This is a genomic window from Gammaproteobacteria bacterium (assembly GCA_013151035.1).
In the GTDB taxonomy this organism is placed as follows: Bacteria; Pseudomonadota; Gammaproteobacteria; order JAADJB01; family JAADJB01; genus JAADJB01.
Genome location: JAADJB010000023.1, coordinates 95,679 through 114,155, shown reverse-complemented (window position 1 = coordinate 114,155; position 18,477 = coordinate 95,679). Strand labels below are relative to the sequence as shown.

Genomic DNA, 18,477 nt, shown 5'->3' with positions numbered 1-18,477 from the left:
TGGCTGTTCGCCATTTAAAGTGGTACGCGAGCTGGGTTTAGAACGTCGTGAGACAGTTCGGTCCCTATCTGCCGTGGGCGTTGGAGAATTGTGGGAAGCTGCTTCTAGTACGAGAGGACCGAAGTGGACGTACCCCTGGTGTTCCGGTTGTCACGCCAGTGGCATTGCCGGGTAGCTACGTACGGAAGGGATAACCGCTGAAAGCATCTAAGCGGGAAGCCCCTCCCAAGATTAGTTCTCCCTGAATCCTTGTGATTCCTTAAGGGTCGTCGAAGACTACGACGTTGATAGGCTGGGTGTGGAAGCGCAGTAATGCGTGAAGCTAACCAGTACTAATTGCCCGTGAGGCTTGACCATATAACACTCAAGAAGTTTGTGTGTTGGTCGAGCGTAACAACAACTACACAATAATTTTCATCATTTCCTTTTTTTGCAGGTCAGAGTGTTGTTTTCTGATTTGTAGCACAGTTTGCCTGGCGGCCATAGCGAGTGTGAACCACCCGATCCCATCTCGAACTCGGAAGTGAAACCGCTTAGCGCCGATGATAGTGTGGGGTCTCCCCATGTGAAAGTAGGTCACTGCCAGGCTTTTATTCTAAAAACCCCCGTAACGTAAGTTGCGGGGGTTTTTTCTTTGTCGGGAATAAAGCTATTGACTAAAATCGGGATGGGATACCAGAATTGCCTCGGGAACCATTTTTTTGATTTGGCTGGGAAGTTCAATAAACATGCCGGGAATAGGACGTATAGATACCCATAATACGTTGATCTTGAGGTTAAGATCAGCAAATACTACGACATCCGGGTAGGATTTTAATACGCGTTCGATACGCGCTATGGATTGCTGGATGATATGAGCGGGCTTACTTCTTAGTTTGGGGATAAACATCATGAAATCACTTAATGGCTTGCCATTTTCATCAACCATGGGTACGCGTCGATGCAGGGGCTCTGCTGCCAGGGTTTCGCTACTTAAGCGAAGTTCTTGTGACTGTTGTATTGATGATTTCATCATTATATCGCCAGTTCTGTGTGGTTTGTATTCTTATATCGTCCGTATTGTTTATTAATATAGCCGTATTTATGGTCTGTTGTCTATTTCATAGGCACATTATGTTAAAATTTATTCATGTCTGTACGTTTTGAAATTCTTGATTTGTTAGCCGATGGCCGGTTTTTATCCGGTGAAGCATTGGGTCAAAAATTAGGTGTTAGTCGTGCTGCCATCTGGAAGCAGTTGCAATTGATTCGTCAGTTAGGTGTTGAAATACATGCGGTTTCAGGGAAAGGTTATCGTCTGGCAAGCCCGCTTGAGTTGTTGGATGAAGTTATTATACGATCACATCTTACACCACAGACATTAGATTATCTGGCTCATATTGATATTCATCACGAGATTGATTCTACTAATGCATTGTTGCGTATCAAGGCTGTTGAAGGTGCTGACTCAGGTATGGTGTGCCTGGCAGAGTTTCAGCATCAGGGTAAGGGACGACGCGGACGACAATGGGTGTCACCCTTTGCACAGAATATCTATAGTTCTTTATTGTGGCGTCTTGATGAAGGTCTGTCCGCACTGGCGGGTATTAGTCTGGTAATTGGGGTTGCGGTATTAAGGACGCTACATTGTGCGGGAATCAAGATAGCGGGTCTGAAGTGGCCAAATGATATATTGGCTGATGGTCGCAAGCTTGCCGGAATACTGCTGGAGAGCGCCGGAGAGTCAAATGGCCCTTGTTATATCGTCATTGGCGTTGGAATTAATGTTAGAATGCCTGCTATTGCAGGAGGCGATATTGATCAGCCCTGGATTGATATGGAAGGTCTGGTTGAACATAAGGTCTCGCGTAATTATTTGACAGCAACATTAATTAATCAATTAATCCAGGCTTTGCAGGAATTCAAGGTGTCTGGGATGAGTGGCTTTATTCAGGAATGGCGTGAGCATGATGTCCTGATAAACAAGAAGGTAGAATTTGTAGTGCATAATGAGGTTTTGATGGGAAAGGTAGTGGGGATTGATGAGCAAGGTGCTCTATTGATGATGGTTGGTGATGAGCTTCGTCGCTTTGTCTCCGGTGAAATTAGTCCGCGGATTTGTGTATGATTTTATTGGTAGATATCGGTAACAGCCGAATGAAATGGGCCTGGCTGGTCGACGGTGTGGTGCAGGATAGCCAAGCGGTGGATTGCGAAGATCTGACTCCCGCAAAATTGGCAAATAAGGCTTGGGAGAAACTTGAGGGCATACCCGAGCGCGTCATGATTGCCAGTGTGGCAGCGGCTAAATTAAATAAGGGTATCGTGGCTTGGATGTCTCGGCATTGGAAGGTTAAGGCCGATATGGTTAAGTCACAGGCTGAATTTTCCGGTGTGCAAAACGCCTATCTTGAACCCGCCCTGTTGGGTGTGGATCGCTGGTCTACATTATTAGCAGCACGTAGTATTACGGGTGGTGCCGCCTGTATTATTGATTGTGGCAGTGCCATTACCATTGATGTGCTAAGTGCCTGTGGTGAACACTTAGGGGGCTTGATTGCTCCAGGTTTGACCACTATGACGCGTTGTCTGGTAGATAAAACCGAGGCGATTGCTGCTATGAAAGAGAGTAGTGGTGAGGTCTCTTTATTGGCGCGGGATACCTATGCAGCGGTACATGTGGGAAGCCTCTATGCGGTTGTTGCCTTGATTGATCGTGTGATTAGTGATTTGCGTCTGGAACTCAGAGGTGGATTCAGGATTTTTATTACCGGTGGCGAGGCTAAAAAATTGATGCCGTTGCTGGATGATCGTTCAACTTTTGAACCTGATCTGGTGCTCAAAGGGCTCGCTTGTATCCTCGCGGAAGAAAAAAACCAAAAATAGTTGATTATAGGCATTGTTATTTTGCTGGTTTTTGCCTAAAATCCCCCTTCGTTTTGCTGGTGTAGCTCAGTTGGTAGAGCAGCTGATTTGTAATCAGCAGGTCACAGGTTCGACTCCTGCCACCAGCTCCATATTTTTTCTTTTATAACAGTCAGTTATAAAGTTTTTGAAAACCGTTAAACTTGGTGAATTGTTCCGGTGCTACACTGGTTCTACGCTAGAATCGTTATTAACAACGAGGACAGCACTATGTTTAACGATATTATTTCTGCTGATCAGGCAAAACACCCCAGAATTTTATTAGGGTTATCACAGATTATGATTTGTGGTTTTGTTGTTGATTAGTGAGTTTTCTTGTGTTATAAATGGCGACCTTGTTCTAAAAGGTGTTCAGGTCTTTAATTTCGATCTGTTTTTTAATGGGTAAATATAATGATTGCTAATACAAATACGTCAAATGAAGTGGTTCCCGGGCAAGCAACCCATGATGAATTTGTTGAATGGTTTGAGAAAGAAAGGGCTAATGGTCTTGTAGACATAAAGTTTGCGATCACTAATTCTATGTCAGATAATGCAGTAACTAGAGTCGTTCTTCATAATGTTCTTTCTTCGGAGCGTATGATTTCGGCTGGTATTGTTGAACCGCATTTGGAGGGTTAATCATTGTCGCAGGAAAGGATTGACGCGATAAAAAAAGCTCAGGGATTTGCTAAGGGTTACGCTAATACAAATGGTGGTTGTCTACCCCACCCCATGATGGTTCTTTCTCCTATGCCAATGCATGTATCTGTCATTGCAGAATCATCAGGTATTATAAAGTTTATTGCGGATGAAATGCAGTGTCATATTAATGTATTCCGTACTCGTGGATTGACCGATCCAGTTCATGCTTATTTCATAAAGTATGAGAAAGATGGTGGGCTTGATAGGGTAACTATTGCATACTCTGCAGAATTAAATTTATGTTGGTCTCGATTGCTGATTTGTAAGGAGGCAGCTCATGTTTTTCTTTCAACCCCCAAAAATGCGACTTCTTCTTCAGGTGATGCGATTAATTTAGTTACTAATCTATTAAATGATGCGGGTCGTATGCAGGAAAAGGGCCCTGCTTTAGTAGTGGAAGATACTGCATATTTTGCTGCTATTGAGCTTCTTTTTCCTAGGCAGCTCGTAGCTGAGGCTCGACATATGCTTGAGTATGGAAGTAGTTATAAAGATGTTGCTGTGTCTTTTAAGGTACCAGAACAGACTGTTGAATACCGTTTTCTTCCTGCTCCTGATGCGCTCTTTAATAGTGCCTATGATGACTATGATCGTGGGGCTAGTGGGAAGTAAGTCTTGTAGAGGAACCCCCTTTTTTATGTGTTAAGTATCAGTTAAGGATAGATAGGTGATAAGGCCTTCTTCGCTATCATTGAATAATCTAGAATGAAACCTGCGGAACAAAATAATTTGACGACCTGTATCAAAAACACCTTCGTACCTTGAAGCTACAAGGCATGAGTGATAACAGTATTGATGTTTATTTTATTGGGATAGTTAAATTCCATTTATGCAACACAGTTAAAACAGACTGCAATGATCTGCAATTCTTCTGAATAATGTTGTGGTATTAGTGTATGTTTTATAAAGAAAAAAGAATGTTTATGACTATTGGTGAAAATTAGCTAGAATTAATTTTTAATCAGCTGATCACAGGTTCGACTCCTACCACCAGCTCCATATTTTATTTATTCCACAATGAATGCAAGGTGATTTGATGAAGTTACTGATACGTAATCTTGCCCGTTCTACGACAGAAGCAGAACTCAGGGCGCTATTTGAAGTTCATGGTGCCGTACAATCCTGTGCTCTGGTGATGGATAGCAAGACGGGTGTTTCCAAAGGCTTTGGTTTTATTGAGATGCCACGGCAAGGTGAGGCCAAGGCTGCGGTGAAGACGCTTAATGGCAAGGATGTGGCAGGTAACAAAATTCGTGTTAAAAAAGCGGAATCAAGGCAGGAAGAAGATCCGGTTTCATAATGAGGTTTTCATCATTAGGCCTTGTTGAGCCACTATTACGCGCTATTGAAGATAATGCTTATAACACGCCTTCACCGGTTCAGGTGCAGGCTATCCCTGCCATTTTACAAGGTCGTGACGTGCTGGTTGCCGCACAGACGGGTACAGGTAAGACGGCGAGCTTTGTCTTGCCTCTGCTGCAGTGTCTGTCTAAAGGAGGCAAAGCCGGCTCAAATCAAGCGCGCGCATTGATCCTTGTTCCTACCCGTGAACTGGCACAGCAGGTTGCCGATAGTGTGGTTCGCTATGGTTGTTATCTGCCACTCAGATCAGCCGTGGTTTTCGGTGGTGTGAAGATTAATCCACAGATGATGCGCCTGCGTAAGGGTGTTGATGTGCTGGTGGCAACACCGGGGCGCTTACTCGATCTTTATCATCAGAATGCTATCCATTTTGATCAATTAGAGTCGCTGGTGCTGGATGAGGCTGATCGTATGCTGGATCTGGGTTTTATGCGTGAGGTTCAGAAAATACTGGCTCTATTGCCGAAAAAGCGACAAAACCTGTTATTTTCTGCCACTCTTTCTGAGAGTATTCGAACCCTTTCTCAAGACTGGCTTAATGACGCCTTGCAGGTCGATGTCACGCCTCGCAAGGTGGCAGCGAAGATGGTGAGGCAAGCTGTCTATGAAGTAGATAAAGCAAAAAAACCGGCGTTATTGAGTCATCTTGTGCGTGATAATGATTGGAATCAGGTGTTGGTTTTTACGCGCACCAAACGCGGGGCCGACCGCCTGGTGCAGAAACTGGTCAAGGATGGCGTGAGTTCGGTAGCCATTCATGGTGACAAGAGTCAGGGGGCGCGGACGCGAGCCTTATCCGAATTTAAGTCGGGAGTGATACGGGTACTGGTGGCGACGGATATTGTCGCGCGTGGTATTGATATTATTGAATTAGCCTGTGTTATTAACCTCGATCTCCCCAAGGTGGCAGAGGACTATGTGCATCGTATTGGTCGCAGCGGTCGTGCCGGTTGTGAGGGTTTGGCATTGTCCCTGGTAAGTGCAGATGAGGTTGATTTGCTGGCGGCGATTGAGAATCGAATAGGTCAGACTCTGGTGCGTGAATTGGAGACAGGTTTTGTGCCGACCCATAATGTCCCGCTGACAATACTTAAACCCGGTGCTAATAAACCCAAAAAACCAAAAAAACCGAAGAAGCACAAAGTTCCCAGGGCAAAAAATAAGGCGGCTAATAATCAATCAAGGCAGCGTCGCTCAACACGGGGTAAACCTTGATATTACAGCGTTTCAAGGGCTTTATTCGTTGTTGTGTTGTTTTTCTTTACATGTAAATAAGTACGTGTTATTTGCTATTCTTTGTTTTTTATAATAAAAAACAACAGGTTAGTGTTATTCGTTAATAAAGTCTATCGAGGTAGTGTCGGTTATTATTACACTGTCTATTCGTGTTGTCTTTTCTTTACATATTAACCCATTGATTTTTATTGATTATTTGCATTAGGCATGGTTATTGCTATACCTCTGTAGGGTCAAGGATGATGCTCTTTATTACTATTTAATGGGGTGTGAGTAAGATGATTCAATTTCAATGCTTGTCCAAATTTTATGCGTTAGCCTTTATTGTCTTTGTCGGCTATTTGCCCAATGCTGTGAATGCCAGTCTGGTCCGTATGGAGACGACCATGGGTGTCATTGATATTGAGTTATTTGATAGCGTGGCTCCGATAACAGTGGCGAATTTCAAAAATTATGTCAACGATGGCGACTATATTGATAGTTTTTTCCATCGTAGTGTACCGGGCTTTATTCTTCAGGGTGGCGGTTACCGTTTTGCTAATAATGCTTATTCCTTGGTGCCAAAGGATGCCCCTATTGTTAATGAATATAACCTGTCTAATGTCAGGGGTACGCTAGCAATGGCAAAGCTTGGTAGTGGCCCTGATACAGCAACCAGTGAATGGTTTGTGAATCTGGCAGATAACTCGGCCAACCTGGATGCACAAAATGGTGGTTTTACCGTGTTTGGTCAGATTGTGGGTAATGGGATGGATGTGATTGATGCCATTGCTGCCTTGCCACGATATGACATTAGCGTTATTCATTCGGCGTTTACGACTGTACCGCTTAATGGCTATAACGGGGTTTATGATCCAGCGACACAACTGGTGCGTATAACCGCTGTGAGTGCCGTGCCGGTTCCTGCTGCGGTATGGCTCTTTCTATCAGGAATGCTTGGCCTGGTATCGGTTGCCAGACGCAGGGTAGATACCGAAGGCTCTCAGTTACCGGGGCGGTAGGGTGTGCATTGCGCACCATTTTCTCGTCTCAGTTACTTGCCTTGTAGTGATAAAATTGCTGGTTCAGATAATCAATAACCTGTGCGGTTTCTTTGTCATTCCAGTCAGCATTCGCCGGGCCCTTCATGCAATTGCGGATCTGTTTATCAAGGGCATAAAGAGAGTGCGCCATGCGATCTTTGCGGGTATAGACCTCGCTACCATGACAACTTAGGCATTTTGCATCATGTAATACCTTGCCCGGATGGGACGCGGCTGCATGGCTCAGGTTATTGAGGCTGATTGACAGGGTAAGGAATAAAAAGAGCTTCTTCATGGCTTGCCTCCTGGGTTTACTTTCGACTTTCTCTAACAAAATCATAGGCCTTTCGTATTTTCTGGGTCTTTTCGGTGGCGATCTTGATCATTTCTTCGGGGAGTCCCTTCGACACCAGTTTGTCCGGATGATGTTGGCTCATGAGTCGCCGATAGGCCTTTTTAACCTCCTGGTCGCTGCTGCTCTCGGGTATACCCAACATTTCATAGGCCTCTTTGAGCTGAACCTTCGGGCTTGCGTTTTGCTGTACCCCTGATGCGCTATGTAACAATTGTTCAATCTGTGCCTGATGAAAGCCTAATTGTTCGCCAATAGAGAACATGATGTTTTTCTCAGCGGGATCAATTTTGCCATCAGCCAGCACCATCATAATCTGTATTTCCAGAAACATCTGTATCAGATTGCGCCGTCGATGACATTCCTTGCGAAATTGTGTGACCACCTCATGCAGGGGGAAGTTATCCTTTTTCCCTTCATTAAACAGGTGCATAGCGGTTTTGCGTTGCTGTGGGCCCAGGTTCATTTGCGCCATAATGTTTTTGGCGTTATTGATCTCATCCTGGCTAACGACACCATCCGCCTTAGCAATATGCCCCATCACCGCGAAGGTAGCACTAAAGAAGGCCGCTTGTACGCGCTCGGTGTCCCCGGCAGAAAAGTTACCCTGCTGCTGGCCTGTGTTGGTATTAACGCTGAAGTTGCTGGCCATGGATGCACCAAGTAACGCACCTAATGGGCCACCGAGCATAAAACCTAATGCACCACCGATTATTGTTCCCCACCAACTCATATTTCTACCTCTGTTTTTATAGTAACCATACTGAGATTACTCTGCTGCAAGAGACTTGGACGACCTATCTTTAACAGAGACCGACAGCCGCATGGACGCGGCTGTCGAGCACATGGATGTATTCACGGTGTGTCTCTGTTAAAGATAGGTCGTTCAAGTTTCGGTTAAAGTATATATTATTTTCGCTTAAAGGTTATTGGTTATGCCCCTGGGAACCTAAAACCAGAACTCACTACCCATATTAAGGAATTCATCATAAGGAATATAATGAGACCCATCGCAAGAGAAGGTTAGCCCGACCATACCATTGATGATATTAAAGGAGGCTGATCTCAGGTAAATGATTTCATCCGCATGGCGTAGTTTTTTTAGCAGATCCAGAACCAGACCAATATCCTCCTCACTCACACAGGTGCGTTCATGTTGAGGGCGGATAGGGTAGGCGAGACAGCGCTCAGGGTTAGTGATGTCTTCCAGAGTATGGATATTGTAACCAAAAGGATCGTCCACCGACCACATAGATAAACGGGAGCTGGAAAAGTGAATCTTGCAGTGAAAGATGCCGTGGTGTTGCATCATGTCGGTCAGAATCTCAATGGTATCACCAAGTACCTCATCCATCGCGCTAATTTCACGCTGTTGCATGAATACCGTGCCACGAATGGCAGGGTCACCCTTATATTGTACCCAGTGATTATCGGGGCTGGTCTGAGCCTTTTCACCCGGCAGGCTATCGAGGTTATAGTCGGCGGCAATGAAACCGAGTATTTTTTCATTATGATGAACAGACTGAATAACGGTAATGCAGGGGTGGAGGGTGTGACGACTGGTATACACCGAGGTCATGCTGTAACCCTGGTAAGGGTGTGCATCACGCAAATAAGGGCGGCCAGTGAGGTCGCGCCCCTTCCATTGGCTATCCATCTGGTCGCGTTCAACATTGGATGAGAGCAGGATGCCATCGGTATTGACCGCATAGATCATGTGGCAAAAGGCTAGATCCTTAATGCCTCCTTGTAACACCTGATCCAGAGCCTGTTCCTGTGTCCAGACCTTCGCTGCCTGAATGGCTAGATCGGCCATGATTGGGGTGGATTGTTCCTTAAGTGCTGTTTTTTTATTTTGGATGATATCTTTAAAATTGGTCATGATTCTCGCGCGATACTGATGGTTTTAACAGGAGTGTACTGTTTTTTTTTGTTTCTGACCTGTTTATTTATATTGCTGTCGGTTTATTTTACATCTCTTTAGGGGGGTGTAATCACCCCTGTTTCGTATACCCCATTGATTTTTAATGTGTTTAATTATTTTTTGCGTGTTATTCAATGATTGTTAGTCGGTTTTTTTTACGCTCTCTATTTTTGTTCTCACTGACACCATTTGTTTTTTTGTTAAAAAACAAATGCTTGACGAATGTGGAACGGTAATTGCTACAAGGTTAGCAGTTAGGGATGAATATAAAAAATTATTTTGGGGTATATAGAAATGAATGCAATTAAAAAACTGTCTCACATGACGATATTAGCGGCAGCTGTCAGTGTCTTTTCGGGTTCGGCGATTGCCGGGGTATCTGCGCCTGGTGCCGCTGCCACCTCGTATAATGATATATCGAATTTTTCAATCAATTTTAATACGGGTTCAGCATCGATTAATAGTTTTACCTTTTCTAATAATACGGCTGCTAATGGCGTTACTGGTACCGCTAATGTTGATCCCATGGATGCGCCGGCCTCCTGTGTGGGTGCTTGTGTCGGTTGGAACAATGATTTTTTTGATCATACTGTTGGCACGCTTGGTTTTGCCTATGGCGATGCCCAGATTATTGATGCGGATGTAGTGGCGGGTACCGGCCAGGCATTGGCGATAGGTGATGTATATTCAACAGGCGGTGTCGCACACGCATCGGGTTCTAACGTGATGAATGCGATCATTCAGGTGACAACACCAACGGCGTTTGATTTTGCTTTTGTGGCTGATCTATTCATGCACACAGAGCTTGGGCCTGATGGCATTGATGCGGCGGCTAATACCTTTTTTAATATTACCCTGACCGATTCTTTGACTAATGCGGTCGCTTTTTCTTGGTCTCCGGATGGTGTTGTATCGTCGGGTGCGCTACCCAATGGTGGTATTGAAATTGACGACCCCTTCAGCCTGAATACAGGCATTGTTGGCAATGGTTCCTATGTGGCTGGTTTTGGTAGTTTTTTTGCCTCGACAGATACCTTGTCTGAAAGTATGTATAGCCTGGAGATTGAGATGGTTAATCAGGTGAATGTGGCTGCGGTGCCTGTTCCGGCTGCGGTATGGCTATTTGCCAGTGGTCTGTTAGGGCTTGTTGGTGTTGCCAGAAGGGCATGATCGGGTCGTTTGATTCGGTTTGGTACGATAAAAATATATTGTGTGTGATGTAAGTGAAGCGCATAGAAAAAAATGAAGGTAGGAGAAAAACAATGAAAAATAAAGGATTAATTCTGGCAATGGGAGCCCTGATGGGGGTGTTAACGACACCGGCTAACGCCTTGTCCCTTGCAACTTCGTATACACTTATTGATGAGCTTGCAGTGAGCTTTTCGCCAACCGATGCTTTTTTCTCGGGCTTTAGTTTTTCTAATGATGCCGCCTCAGATGGTATTAGTGGTGAGGGTAATGCGGATCGATATGATGCACCTGCGGCCTGTATTGGTGCTTGTGCTTCATTTGAAAATGAATTTTATCAACATACGCAGACGGCTGATACCGCTTATGGTGATGCTCAGGTGATAAGTGCTGGTCTATCGGTGGGTACTGGTGCTGCCTCTTCGATTGGTGAGGTCATCACGGGTGCGGGTATTGCGTATGCATCAGGTGCCAATGTCTTTACCGGGTATATGTTTGGTGTTGCTCCAGGTACGGAAATTGATTTTAGTTTTAATGCAGAGCTGTTTATGAATACGGTGGCTGGAACGGATGGCTTTGCTTCTGCGAATAGCTTTTTTAATATTAGCCTACGAAATAGCTCGGGTGCGACCGTGTTTGAGTGGTTGCCTGATGGTAGTTCGGTGACAGGCCCCATGGGGGGTACGGAACTATATGATCCCTTTAGTTTGAATACAGGGATTACTTTTAATAGTCTTTATGATCAGAGTGCTGATTTCTTTAGAGCCAGCACTAATGCGTTGGCTGGGGGTAGCTATCGCCTGAATATCAAGATGGAAAACAAGGTCAATGCCTTTGATGTGGTGGGGCCTAATGTTGTGGTACCACTGCCCGCCGCCGCTTGGTTGTTTGCCTCGGGTCTGGTCGGTTTGTTTGCCACATCGAGACGTAAAAAATAGGTTTTGTTTGTTATTGACCCATTGAATATAGCGACCTCCGGGTCGCTTTTTTTTTGCCTGTTTTTTGGAGGATAGCGATGGATTTGTGGTTGATTTATTTGTTGTTGGGTGCATTCGCGGGGCTATTGGCGGGCCTGTTGGGAGTGGGTGGTGGCCTGGTGATTGTCCCCGTATTAGTGTTGGTTTTTCGTGAAAACAACATGGTGTCAGGGTTTGAGGTGCATGTCGCTGTGGCGAGTTCGTTGGTGACGATTATAGTGACCTCGATATCTTCTATTTACACCCATCATCAGCGCTCGGCAGTGCGTTGGGATCTGTTTGCTCGTTTATTGCCAGGATTGATTGTTGGTGGAGTTGCGGGTGTTTGGCTGGTGGGTAAGATGAGTACCGAGTGGCTGGGATGGGTGTTTGCGCTATTCGAGATCATGGTGGCGGTGTATATGCTGAGTAGCCTGGATGCTGGTTCTACTCGATCGCGATCAGGTAAAGAGCGTTTTCTTGGTTTATCGGGTGCTGTGGTTGGAGTATTTTCGACCATTCTTGGTATTGGTGGTGGCACCCTGACGGTTCCCCTGTTGAATTGGCATGGAATATCGATCCATCAAGCGGTGGCAACATCGGCGGCCTGTGGTTTGCCGATTGCTTTGGTGGGTATGGCAGGGTTTATGGTGCTCTCTATTGTTGATCCCCTTGCGCCTGTTGATGGTTATATCTACTGGCCCGCTGTCTGGATTATTATTCTCAGTAGTTTCTTATTTGCACGGGTAGGTGCCTGTTGGGCGCATGTTATTTCACCCCGCTATCTAAAAAAATTCTTTGCCGGTTTATTGCTACTGCTGGGCTTGAGGATGCTGTTTTAAGGCGCTATATATAGTATATTAGAAACACAATATATAGTGTTTTACCTTTGTAATCATAGGCTTCTATACGGATGAGTGTTAACCCTTTATTTTTTATAACCAATTGATTATAAAGGATTAAAAATAATCACGCTAAGGTATTGACAGTCCTTTGAGTGGGGGGTAACCTTATCGCTTGAACACAATATGTTGTGTTATCGAATACTGGGGAGAAAAAATGAAAAATGTATCTTTGCAAGCTGAGGCTGCCGGGGTGACTAATGTCCCTTTTCAGTCTGCATCACTGGATATATGGGATAAAAAATATCGCTTAAAGGCAAAGAATGGCGATTTTGTTGATCAGGATATGGATGGAACCTATCAGCGTGTTGCTGAGGCCTTAGCCGAGGTCGAGCTTGATGACGCGTTGCGTGACCATTGGCAGGACCGCTTCCTGTGGGCCTTGCGGCATGGTGCGATTCCAGCAGGACGTATAATGTCCAATGCGGGCGCACTGGAGCATAAACCAGCGACATCAACCATAAACTGTACGGTTTCCGGCACCATTAGTGATTCGATGACGGCAATTCTGGACAAGGTGCGAGAGGCCGGGCTGACCTTGAAAGCGGGTTGTGGTATTGGTTATGAGTTTTCTACCTTGCGGCCTAAAGGGGCTTACGTTGCGGGTGCGGGTGCCTATACCTCCGGGCCGCTGTCTTTCATGGATATCTATGACAAGATGTGTTTCACCGTTTCTTCAGCCGGTGGTCGGCGCGGTGCACAGATGGCAACCTTTGATATTGGCCATCCCGATGTGCTGGACTTTATTCGAGCGAAAAGAGAAGACGGGCGTTTGCGTCAATTCAATCTTTCATTGCTGATTACCAGCGACTTTATGGCTGCGGTTAAGCAGGATATTGATTGGCAACTCGCCTTTCCGGTTACCGAGACAGAGTGTGAGCTGGATGGGCTTGATCTCAAGAATCCGGAACAGGTGATCTGGCGTGAGTGGCCGGTGCATGATAAGTATATTACCGATAATAACGGTAAGGTTGCCTGTAAGGTTTATCGTACCATTCGTGCTCGTCGTTTGTGGGATGTCATTATGTCTTCCACCTATGATTATGCTGAACCGGGTTTTATTTTGATCGATAAAGTTAATGAGATGAATAACAACTGGTTTTGCGAGAATGTTCGTGCCACGAATCCCTGTGGTGAACAGCCCTTGCCACCGTATGGTTCCTGTCTGCTGGGTTCAATCAATCTGACTCATTTTGTGCGTGATCCCTTTACCCCACAGGCTCGTTTTGATTGGGATGAGTTCCGTGAGGTGGTGTCGGTCTTTACTCGCATGTTGGATAATGTGGTCGAGATTAATGGTCTGCCACTGGGCGGGCAACGTGATGAGATTCTGCGTAAGCGTCGTCATGGTATGGGCTATCTGGGTCTCGGTTCCTCAGTAACAATGTTGTGTATGAAGTATGGTTCAGATGAGTCCATTGCCTTTACTGAAGAAGTTACTCGTGAGATGTCTCTACAGGGCTGGAAGAGCGGTCTCACTTTGGCGGAAGAGAAGGGTGCTGCACCGATTATGGATGAAAACTTTACCGTGACGGCGGCTATGTTGAGTCAGCGTCCGGCGATGATTGCCGATGGCTGGAAGCCGGGTGATGAGGTCAAGGGTAAGGTTTTGCATGCGCGTTATAGTCATTATATGAACAAGATTGCCGGGCTGGATGAGGCACTAGTGGATCGTTTGGCGGAGGTCGGTTGTCGTTTTACTCATCATTCATCTATCGCGCCCACGGGTACCATCTCATTATCCCTGGCGAATAATGCCAGTAATGGTATTGAGCCTTCTTTTGCGCACCATTATGCGCGTAATGTGATCCGTGAAGGTAAGAAGAGCAAGGAGAAGGTCGACGTGTTTTCCTTTGAATTGCTCGCCTATCGTGAACTGATTAATAGTGCGGCGATGCCTTATAGCGACAATAAAGCCGAGCAATTACCGGATTATTTTATTACTGCTGAGGATATTACGCCAAAGGCGCATGTTGATATTCAGGCAGCGGCTCAGTTGTGGATTGACTCCAGTATCTCAAAAACAGCTAATGTACCGACCGATTACCCCTATGAAGATTTCAAGGGTATCTATCAGTACGCCTATGATCAGGGGCTTAAGGGATGTACCACTTTCCGTTTTAATCCCGAGGTGTTTCAGGGGGTGTTGGTGAAAGAAGATGACCTGGAAAAAACACTTTATCGTTTTGATCTTGAGGATGGAACCTACGTTGAATTAAAGGGTAATGAAGAGATTGAATATGATGGTGAGATGCATACTGCGGCAAATCTGTATGATGCATTAAAAGAAGGGTATTACGGTAAATTTTAGGCGAGTAGAGAAAATGGCTATTAAAATAGATCACAAAATTGTTGGTTATAATGTAGTAAAAGATGAAGAAGAACCGGATGCCTCTGTCAAAAAGACAGCCGCTGTAGCAGAAGAGGATTCCAGTCACGATAATGTTGTGCAGTTGCATGAAAAACTGGAACGCCCGGAGATGTTGGTGGGTTCCACTTATAAAATTAAGACGCCGTTATCGGAACATGCGTTGTATGTCACCATTAACGATATTATCCTGAATGCAAAAACAGAACATGAGTTACGTCGTCCATTTGAGGTATTTATTAATTCCAAGAACATGGATCACTTTCAATGGATTGTTGCGTTAACGCGTATTATCTCGGCGGTATTTCGTAAGGGTGGTGATGTTACCTTTTTGGTTGAAGAGCTGCGTTCGGTATTTGATCCTCGCGGGGGCTATTTTAAGAAAGGTGGCAAGTATATGCCCTCACTGGTTGCCGAGATTGGTGATGCGATTGAATGTCACCTGCGTATGATTGGTATGATGTCCGATGATGGCCTGGATGAGCATCAGAAAAAACTGGTGGCAGAAAAACGAAGTGAATATGAAAATAGTGTGAAGAATGCCGAGGATAAGGAACCGCAGGATTTTCCTGATGGTGCCAGCCTGTGTGGTAAATGTCATACCAAGGCAATGATTCAGATGGATGGTTGCCTGACCTGTCTAAGCTGCGGTGATTCAAAATGTGGGTGAGCTGAAACCGAATGCCCTGTGGGCATTCGCAGTTCAGCGAACGACCGCACAGGATGTGCGGGCTGGGGGTAAGTTATTTATCTGAGGTATCGCCAGGGATGGCGGCATTTTTCTATGGCAGGTGCACGTTCTGAAACCGAATGCCCACTGGAAATTGCTCCTGCATTTTCAGCATTTCCGCCATCCCTGGCGGTCACAGGGGCATTCGCAGTTCAGCGAACGACCGCACACGACTGCAGGGATGCAGGAGGTAGAGCAATGCAGGAGCAATTGCCGAGGATGTGCGGGCTGGGGGTAAGCTCGAGACATGAATTATGCTTCTCTACCAGAGACACGCAGTGAATACATCTATGTAGGCTCCACGCCCGCGTCCATGCGGGCAAGGGTCTCTGATAGAGAAACGCAATCCCTGTCTCTTGAGTTAATGGGGCAGTAATGAGTTTCGATTATTGATGGTTGATAATAATGATCCAGGAAAAAATAATGATCCAGGGGCCGGTGGGGTCGCTGGAAGGGATATTGGCGTGTCCTGCCGATAATTCTGTAGTACAAAGTATCGCAGTGATTTGTCATCCTCATCCACTACATAGTGGCACTATGCAAAACAAGGTAGTGCATTATATTGCCAAAACTCTGAATGAGATGGGCATGGCGAGTCTGCGTTTTAATTTTCGCGGTGTGGGTGACAGTGAAGGTGATTATGCTGAGGGGCAGGGTGAAACGGATGACCTGCTTGCTACGCTTGGCTTCATGCGTGCGCGTTATCCTGATGCGAAGGTTGTGTTAGCTGGTTTTTCCTTTGGAGCCTATGTTGCCTTGAGGGCCTCGACTAAAGCAGCCGTTGAACAACTGATTCTAGTGGCTCCGCCGGTTCATCTTTTTGATTTTACCCAATTATCTTTGCCGAATTGCCCGTGTTTGTTGATTCAGGGTGAGGTGGATGAAATTGTCAGTTGCCAGGATGTGCTGATATGGGCGCAGGGTTGTCATCCGCTGCCAAATATTGTTGTTTTGCCTGAAGCGTCACATTTTTTTCATGGGTGCTTGAATCTTTTGCGCACGATATTGTTGGAGAATTTGTCTGAGCAGTAGTGGTGAAGTGTGGTATCTTTGTTGTTCTGTTTTGGATTCGAGGCAGGGCTTGCTCCTCTCTATCAGAGACACGCCGTGAATACATCCGCTCGATGCCCGCATCCCTGCGGGCAACGGTCTCTGATAGAGAGGAGCAAGCCCTGCCTCTTGAGTTAATTGGCAAGAGTGGTAATGTATAAAAAATATTTTGGCCTGGAAGAAAAGCCTTTTTCCATTGCGCCTGACCCCCGTTTTTTGTTTATGAGTCCGCGTCATCGTGAGGCACTGGGTCATCTTGTCTATGGTGTTGGTGAGGGTGGCGGTTTTGTTCAGTTGACCGGCGAAGTAGGTACTGGCAAGACTACGATCAGTCGTTGTTTACTGGAACAGATACCGGATCATGTTGATGTGGCCTGGATACTCAATCCAAAACTGAATGCGCTGGAATTATTGGCGACGATCTGCGATGAATTGCATGTTGATTATGATAAGGCATCAGCGACCCTGAAGAATCTGGTGGATGCGCTGAACCGGCACTTGTTGCACACCTATGCCAAGGGTCGGCGTACGGTGTTGATTATTGATGAGGCGCAGAATTTAAGCGCAGAGGTGTTGGAACAGTTGCGTTTATTGACCAATCTCGAGACCACTGAGCAGAAGTTATTACAGATTCTGTTAATTGGTCAGCCTGAGCTTAGAGGTCTGCTGGCGCGGGATGATATGCGACAGCTGGCGCAGCGTATTACTGCTCGTTATCACCTGGAACCACTAACCCTGGCTGAAACTCGCGCCTATATTCAGCATCGCTTAGAGGTCTGTGGCGTGCATTCGGTGCTTTTTGATCGCCAGGCGGTTACGGCGATTTACAAGTATACAGAAGGGATTCCGCGCTTGATTAACACCTTATGTGATCGTTCCTTACTGGGGGCTTACGTTGAGGATGAGCGCCAGGTGTCGCGTTCTATCGTGCGGCGTGCTGCTGCTGAGGCATTGCCTGAAACCGTTTCATCATCGCTTGCTGATGGGGCATCAAGCAAGGTGTTACTGTTGCTGTTAGTGATCTTGTTCGGCATTATTGTTTGGCAGTCAGCGCCGGATGAATCCTTATCTGCTGTCAATCTGGATGCGGGAACATTAAATGTTGTTCCTGTTCCTGTTGATGTGTTGGTGGAGTCTGTAGCTGAACAAACTCCAAAATCAAGTCTGAGTGATGTCATTGATGGTTTTGATGGCAGTGGTCGTATGGACGCATGGCGGGTATTGCTGGGTCGTTGGCAGGTGTCGCTGGAGGATGGTGCTGTTTATGGCGCGCCTTGCGAGCAGATGCATCAATATGGCCTGCGTTGTTTACAGGGGAAGGGAACCCTGGCGCACCTGAAGACGTTTAATCGGCCTGCCCTGATCAGTGTTGTTACCCGTCAAGGACATAGGGTGTGGTTGTCTCTGTTATCGTTACAGGGGGAGCAGGTTGAGTTGTCGCTGGGTGGTGAGACCTATTGGATTGCAACAAGCGAATTGGCGGATATCTGGTATGGAGATTATGTTCTGTTATGGCGACCATCGTTGGATAATCAGGCGATTAAACAAGGTTTGCGAGATGAATATAGCCGGAGTTGGTTAAAGGAGCATTTGACCCTGGCTCAGGGTGCTAATAACCAGCAAAAAATAAGTGATGAATCTATCAAACAACAGGTGATGAGGTTCCAGCAACAGCAGGGGCTTGAAGTGGATGGAGTGGTTGGAGAAAAAACCCTGATTCATTTGCAAAATCAGCATTGGCAGGATGATGTGCCACACCTGTATCGTGTTGATCGGGTGCCGGGCCTCCCTGGCTGAAT

18 protein-coding genes, 1 tRNA gene, 2 rRNA genes and 1 pseudogene are annotated in these 18,477 nt (G+C 45.9%); 18 read left to right on the top strand and 4 right to left on the bottom strand.

The features are described 5' to 3' along the window. Positions 1–374 (top strand): 23S ribosomal RNA (locus GXP22_06010); the annotation flags it as partial. 98 nt (positions 375–472) lie between these two features. Continuing rightward, positions 473–588: ribosomal RNA gene (gene rrf, locus GXP22_06005) — 5S ribosomal RNA — on the top strand. Between the two features lie 61 nt (positions 589–649). On the opposite strand, the gene GXP22_06000 is transcribed toward rrf, so the two are convergent. Next, positions 650–1,015: a hypothetical protein gene (locus tag GXP22_06000; protein ID NOX09028.1), complete on the bottom strand. Its 366-nt coding sequence runs from the start codon at positions 1,013–1,015 to the stop codon at positions 650–652. Between the two features lie 114 nt (positions 1,016–1,129). On the opposite strand from GXP22_06000, the gene birA reads away from it, so the two are divergent. The 8 genes from birA to GXP22_05960 all read left to right on the top strand — a co-directional run bounded on the left by birA (position 1,130) and on the right by GXP22_05960 (position 7,187). Beyond that, positions 1,130–2,107 (top strand): bifunctional biotin--[acetyl-CoA-carboxylase] ligase/biotin operon repressor BirA, encoded by a 978-nt coding sequence (gene birA, locus GXP22_05995; protein NOX09027.1) that lies wholly within the window; start codon positions 1,130–1,132, stop codon positions 2,105–2,107. Further along, positions 2,104–2,865, top strand: coding sequence for a type III pantothenate kinase (locus GXP22_05990; protein NOX09026.1), 762 nt, complete (start codon positions 2,104–2,106; stop codon positions 2,863–2,865). Before birA ends, GXP22_05990 begins: the two co-directional genes overlap by 4 nt. A gap of 55 nt (positions 2,866–2,920) precedes the next feature. Further along, positions 2,921–2,996, top strand: a tRNA-Thr gene (locus tag GXP22_05985). A 301-nt stretch (positions 2,997–3,297) separates the two neighbouring features. Beyond that, on the top strand, positions 3,298–3,525 hold the full coding sequence (locus GXP22_05980; GenBank protein NOX09025.1) for a hypothetical protein: 228 nt from the start codon (positions 3,298–3,300) through the stop codon (positions 3,523–3,525). Between the two features lie 3 nt (positions 3,526–3,528). Continuing rightward, positions 3,529–4,200, top strand: a complete 672-nt coding sequence (locus tag GXP22_05975; protein ID NOX09024.1) for a hypothetical protein — start codon at positions 3,529–3,531, stop codon at positions 4,198–4,200. Between the two features lie 424 nt (positions 4,201–4,624). Further along, positions 4,625–4,888: an RNA-binding protein gene (locus GXP22_05970; protein ID NOX09023.1), complete on the top strand. Its 264-nt coding sequence runs from the start codon at positions 4,625–4,627 to the stop codon at positions 4,886–4,888. Continuing rightward, positions 4,888–6,165 carry a DEAD/DEAH box helicase gene (locus tag GXP22_05965; protein NOX09022.1) on the top strand — a complete coding sequence of 426 codons (1,278 nt, stop codon included), beginning with the start codon at positions 4,888–4,890 and terminating at the stop codon, positions 6,163–6,165. Before GXP22_05970 ends, GXP22_05965 begins: the two co-directional genes overlap by 1 nt. 299 nt (positions 6,166–6,464) lie before the next feature. Beyond that, entirely contained in the window at positions 6,465–7,187 is a 723-nt protein-coding gene (locus tag GXP22_05960) for a peptidylprolyl isomerase (protein NOX09021.1), read from the top strand. Between the two features lie 28 nt (positions 7,188–7,215). On the opposite strand, the gene GXP22_05955 is transcribed toward GXP22_05960, so the two are convergent. The 3 genes from GXP22_05955 to GXP22_05945 form a co-directional block, all read right to left on the bottom strand. Then, a complete protein-coding gene (locus GXP22_05955; GenBank protein NOX09020.1) occupies positions 7,216–7,503 on the bottom strand; it encodes a cytochrome c in 288 nt (95 codons plus the stop codon). Positions 7,504–7,519: 16 nt separating this feature from the next. Then, positions 7,520–8,293, bottom strand: coding sequence for a co-chaperone DjlA (gene djlA, locus GXP22_05950; GenBank protein NOX09019.1), 774 nt, complete (start codon positions 8,291–8,293; stop codon positions 7,520–7,522). A gap of 216 nt (positions 8,294–8,509) precedes the next feature. Further along, the gene (locus GXP22_05945) at positions 8,510–9,442 is read right to left on the bottom strand and encodes a hypothetical protein (protein NOX09018.1); all 933 of its coding nucleotides are present in this window, start codon (positions 9,440–9,442) and stop codon (positions 8,510–8,512) included. Positions 9,443–10,573: 1,131 nt separating this feature from the next. On the opposite strand from GXP22_05945, the pseudogene GXP22_05940 reads away from it, so the two are divergent. The 8 genes and pseudogenes from GXP22_05940 to GXP22_05905 all read left to right on the top strand — a co-directional run bounded on the left by GXP22_05940 (position 10,574) and on the right by GXP22_05905 (position 18,475). Next, a pseudogene (locus tag GXP22_05940) lies at positions 10,574–10,654 on the top strand (VPLPA-CTERM sorting domain-containing protein). Positions 10,655–10,746: 92 nt separating this feature from the next. Continuing rightward, entirely contained in the window at positions 10,747–11,610 is an 864-nt protein-coding gene (locus GXP22_05935; GenBank protein ID NOX09017.1) for a hypothetical protein, read from the top strand. A gap of 77 nt (positions 11,611–11,687) precedes the next feature. Then, positions 11,688–12,470 (top strand): sulfite exporter TauE/SafE family protein, encoded by a 783-nt coding sequence (locus GXP22_05930; GenBank protein ID NOX09016.1) that lies wholly within the window; start codon positions 11,688–11,690, stop codon positions 12,468–12,470. 217 nt (positions 12,471–12,687) lie between these two features. Further along, on the top strand, positions 12,688–14,841 hold the full coding sequence (locus tag GXP22_05925) for an adenosylcobalamin-dependent ribonucleoside-diphosphate reductase (protein NOX09015.1): 2,154 nt from the start codon (positions 12,688–12,690) through the stop codon (positions 14,839–14,841). Between the two features lie 13 nt (positions 14,842–14,854). Continuing rightward, positions 14,855–15,568: an NrdJb gene (locus tag GXP22_05920; protein ID NOX09014.1), complete on the top strand. Its 714-nt coding sequence runs from the start codon at positions 14,855–14,857 to the stop codon at positions 15,566–15,568. Between the two features lie 468 nt (positions 15,569–16,036). Continuing rightward, positions 16,037–16,660, top strand: coding sequence for an alpha/beta hydrolase (locus tag GXP22_05915; GenBank protein ID NOX09013.1), 624 nt, complete (start codon positions 16,037–16,039; stop codon positions 16,658–16,660). Between the two features lie 2 nt (positions 16,661–16,662). Then, positions 16,663–16,839: a hypothetical protein gene (locus tag GXP22_05910; GenBank protein NOX09012.1), complete on the top strand. Its 177-nt coding sequence runs from the start codon at positions 16,663–16,665 to the stop codon at positions 16,837–16,839. Continuing rightward, a complete protein-coding gene (locus GXP22_05905) occupies positions 16,832–18,475 on the top strand; it encodes an AAA family ATPase (GenBank protein ID NOX09011.1) in 1,644 nt (547 codons plus the stop codon). Before GXP22_05910 ends, GXP22_05905 begins: the two co-directional genes overlap by 8 nt. The last annotated feature ends 2 nt before the right edge of the window (positions 18,476–18,477 follow it).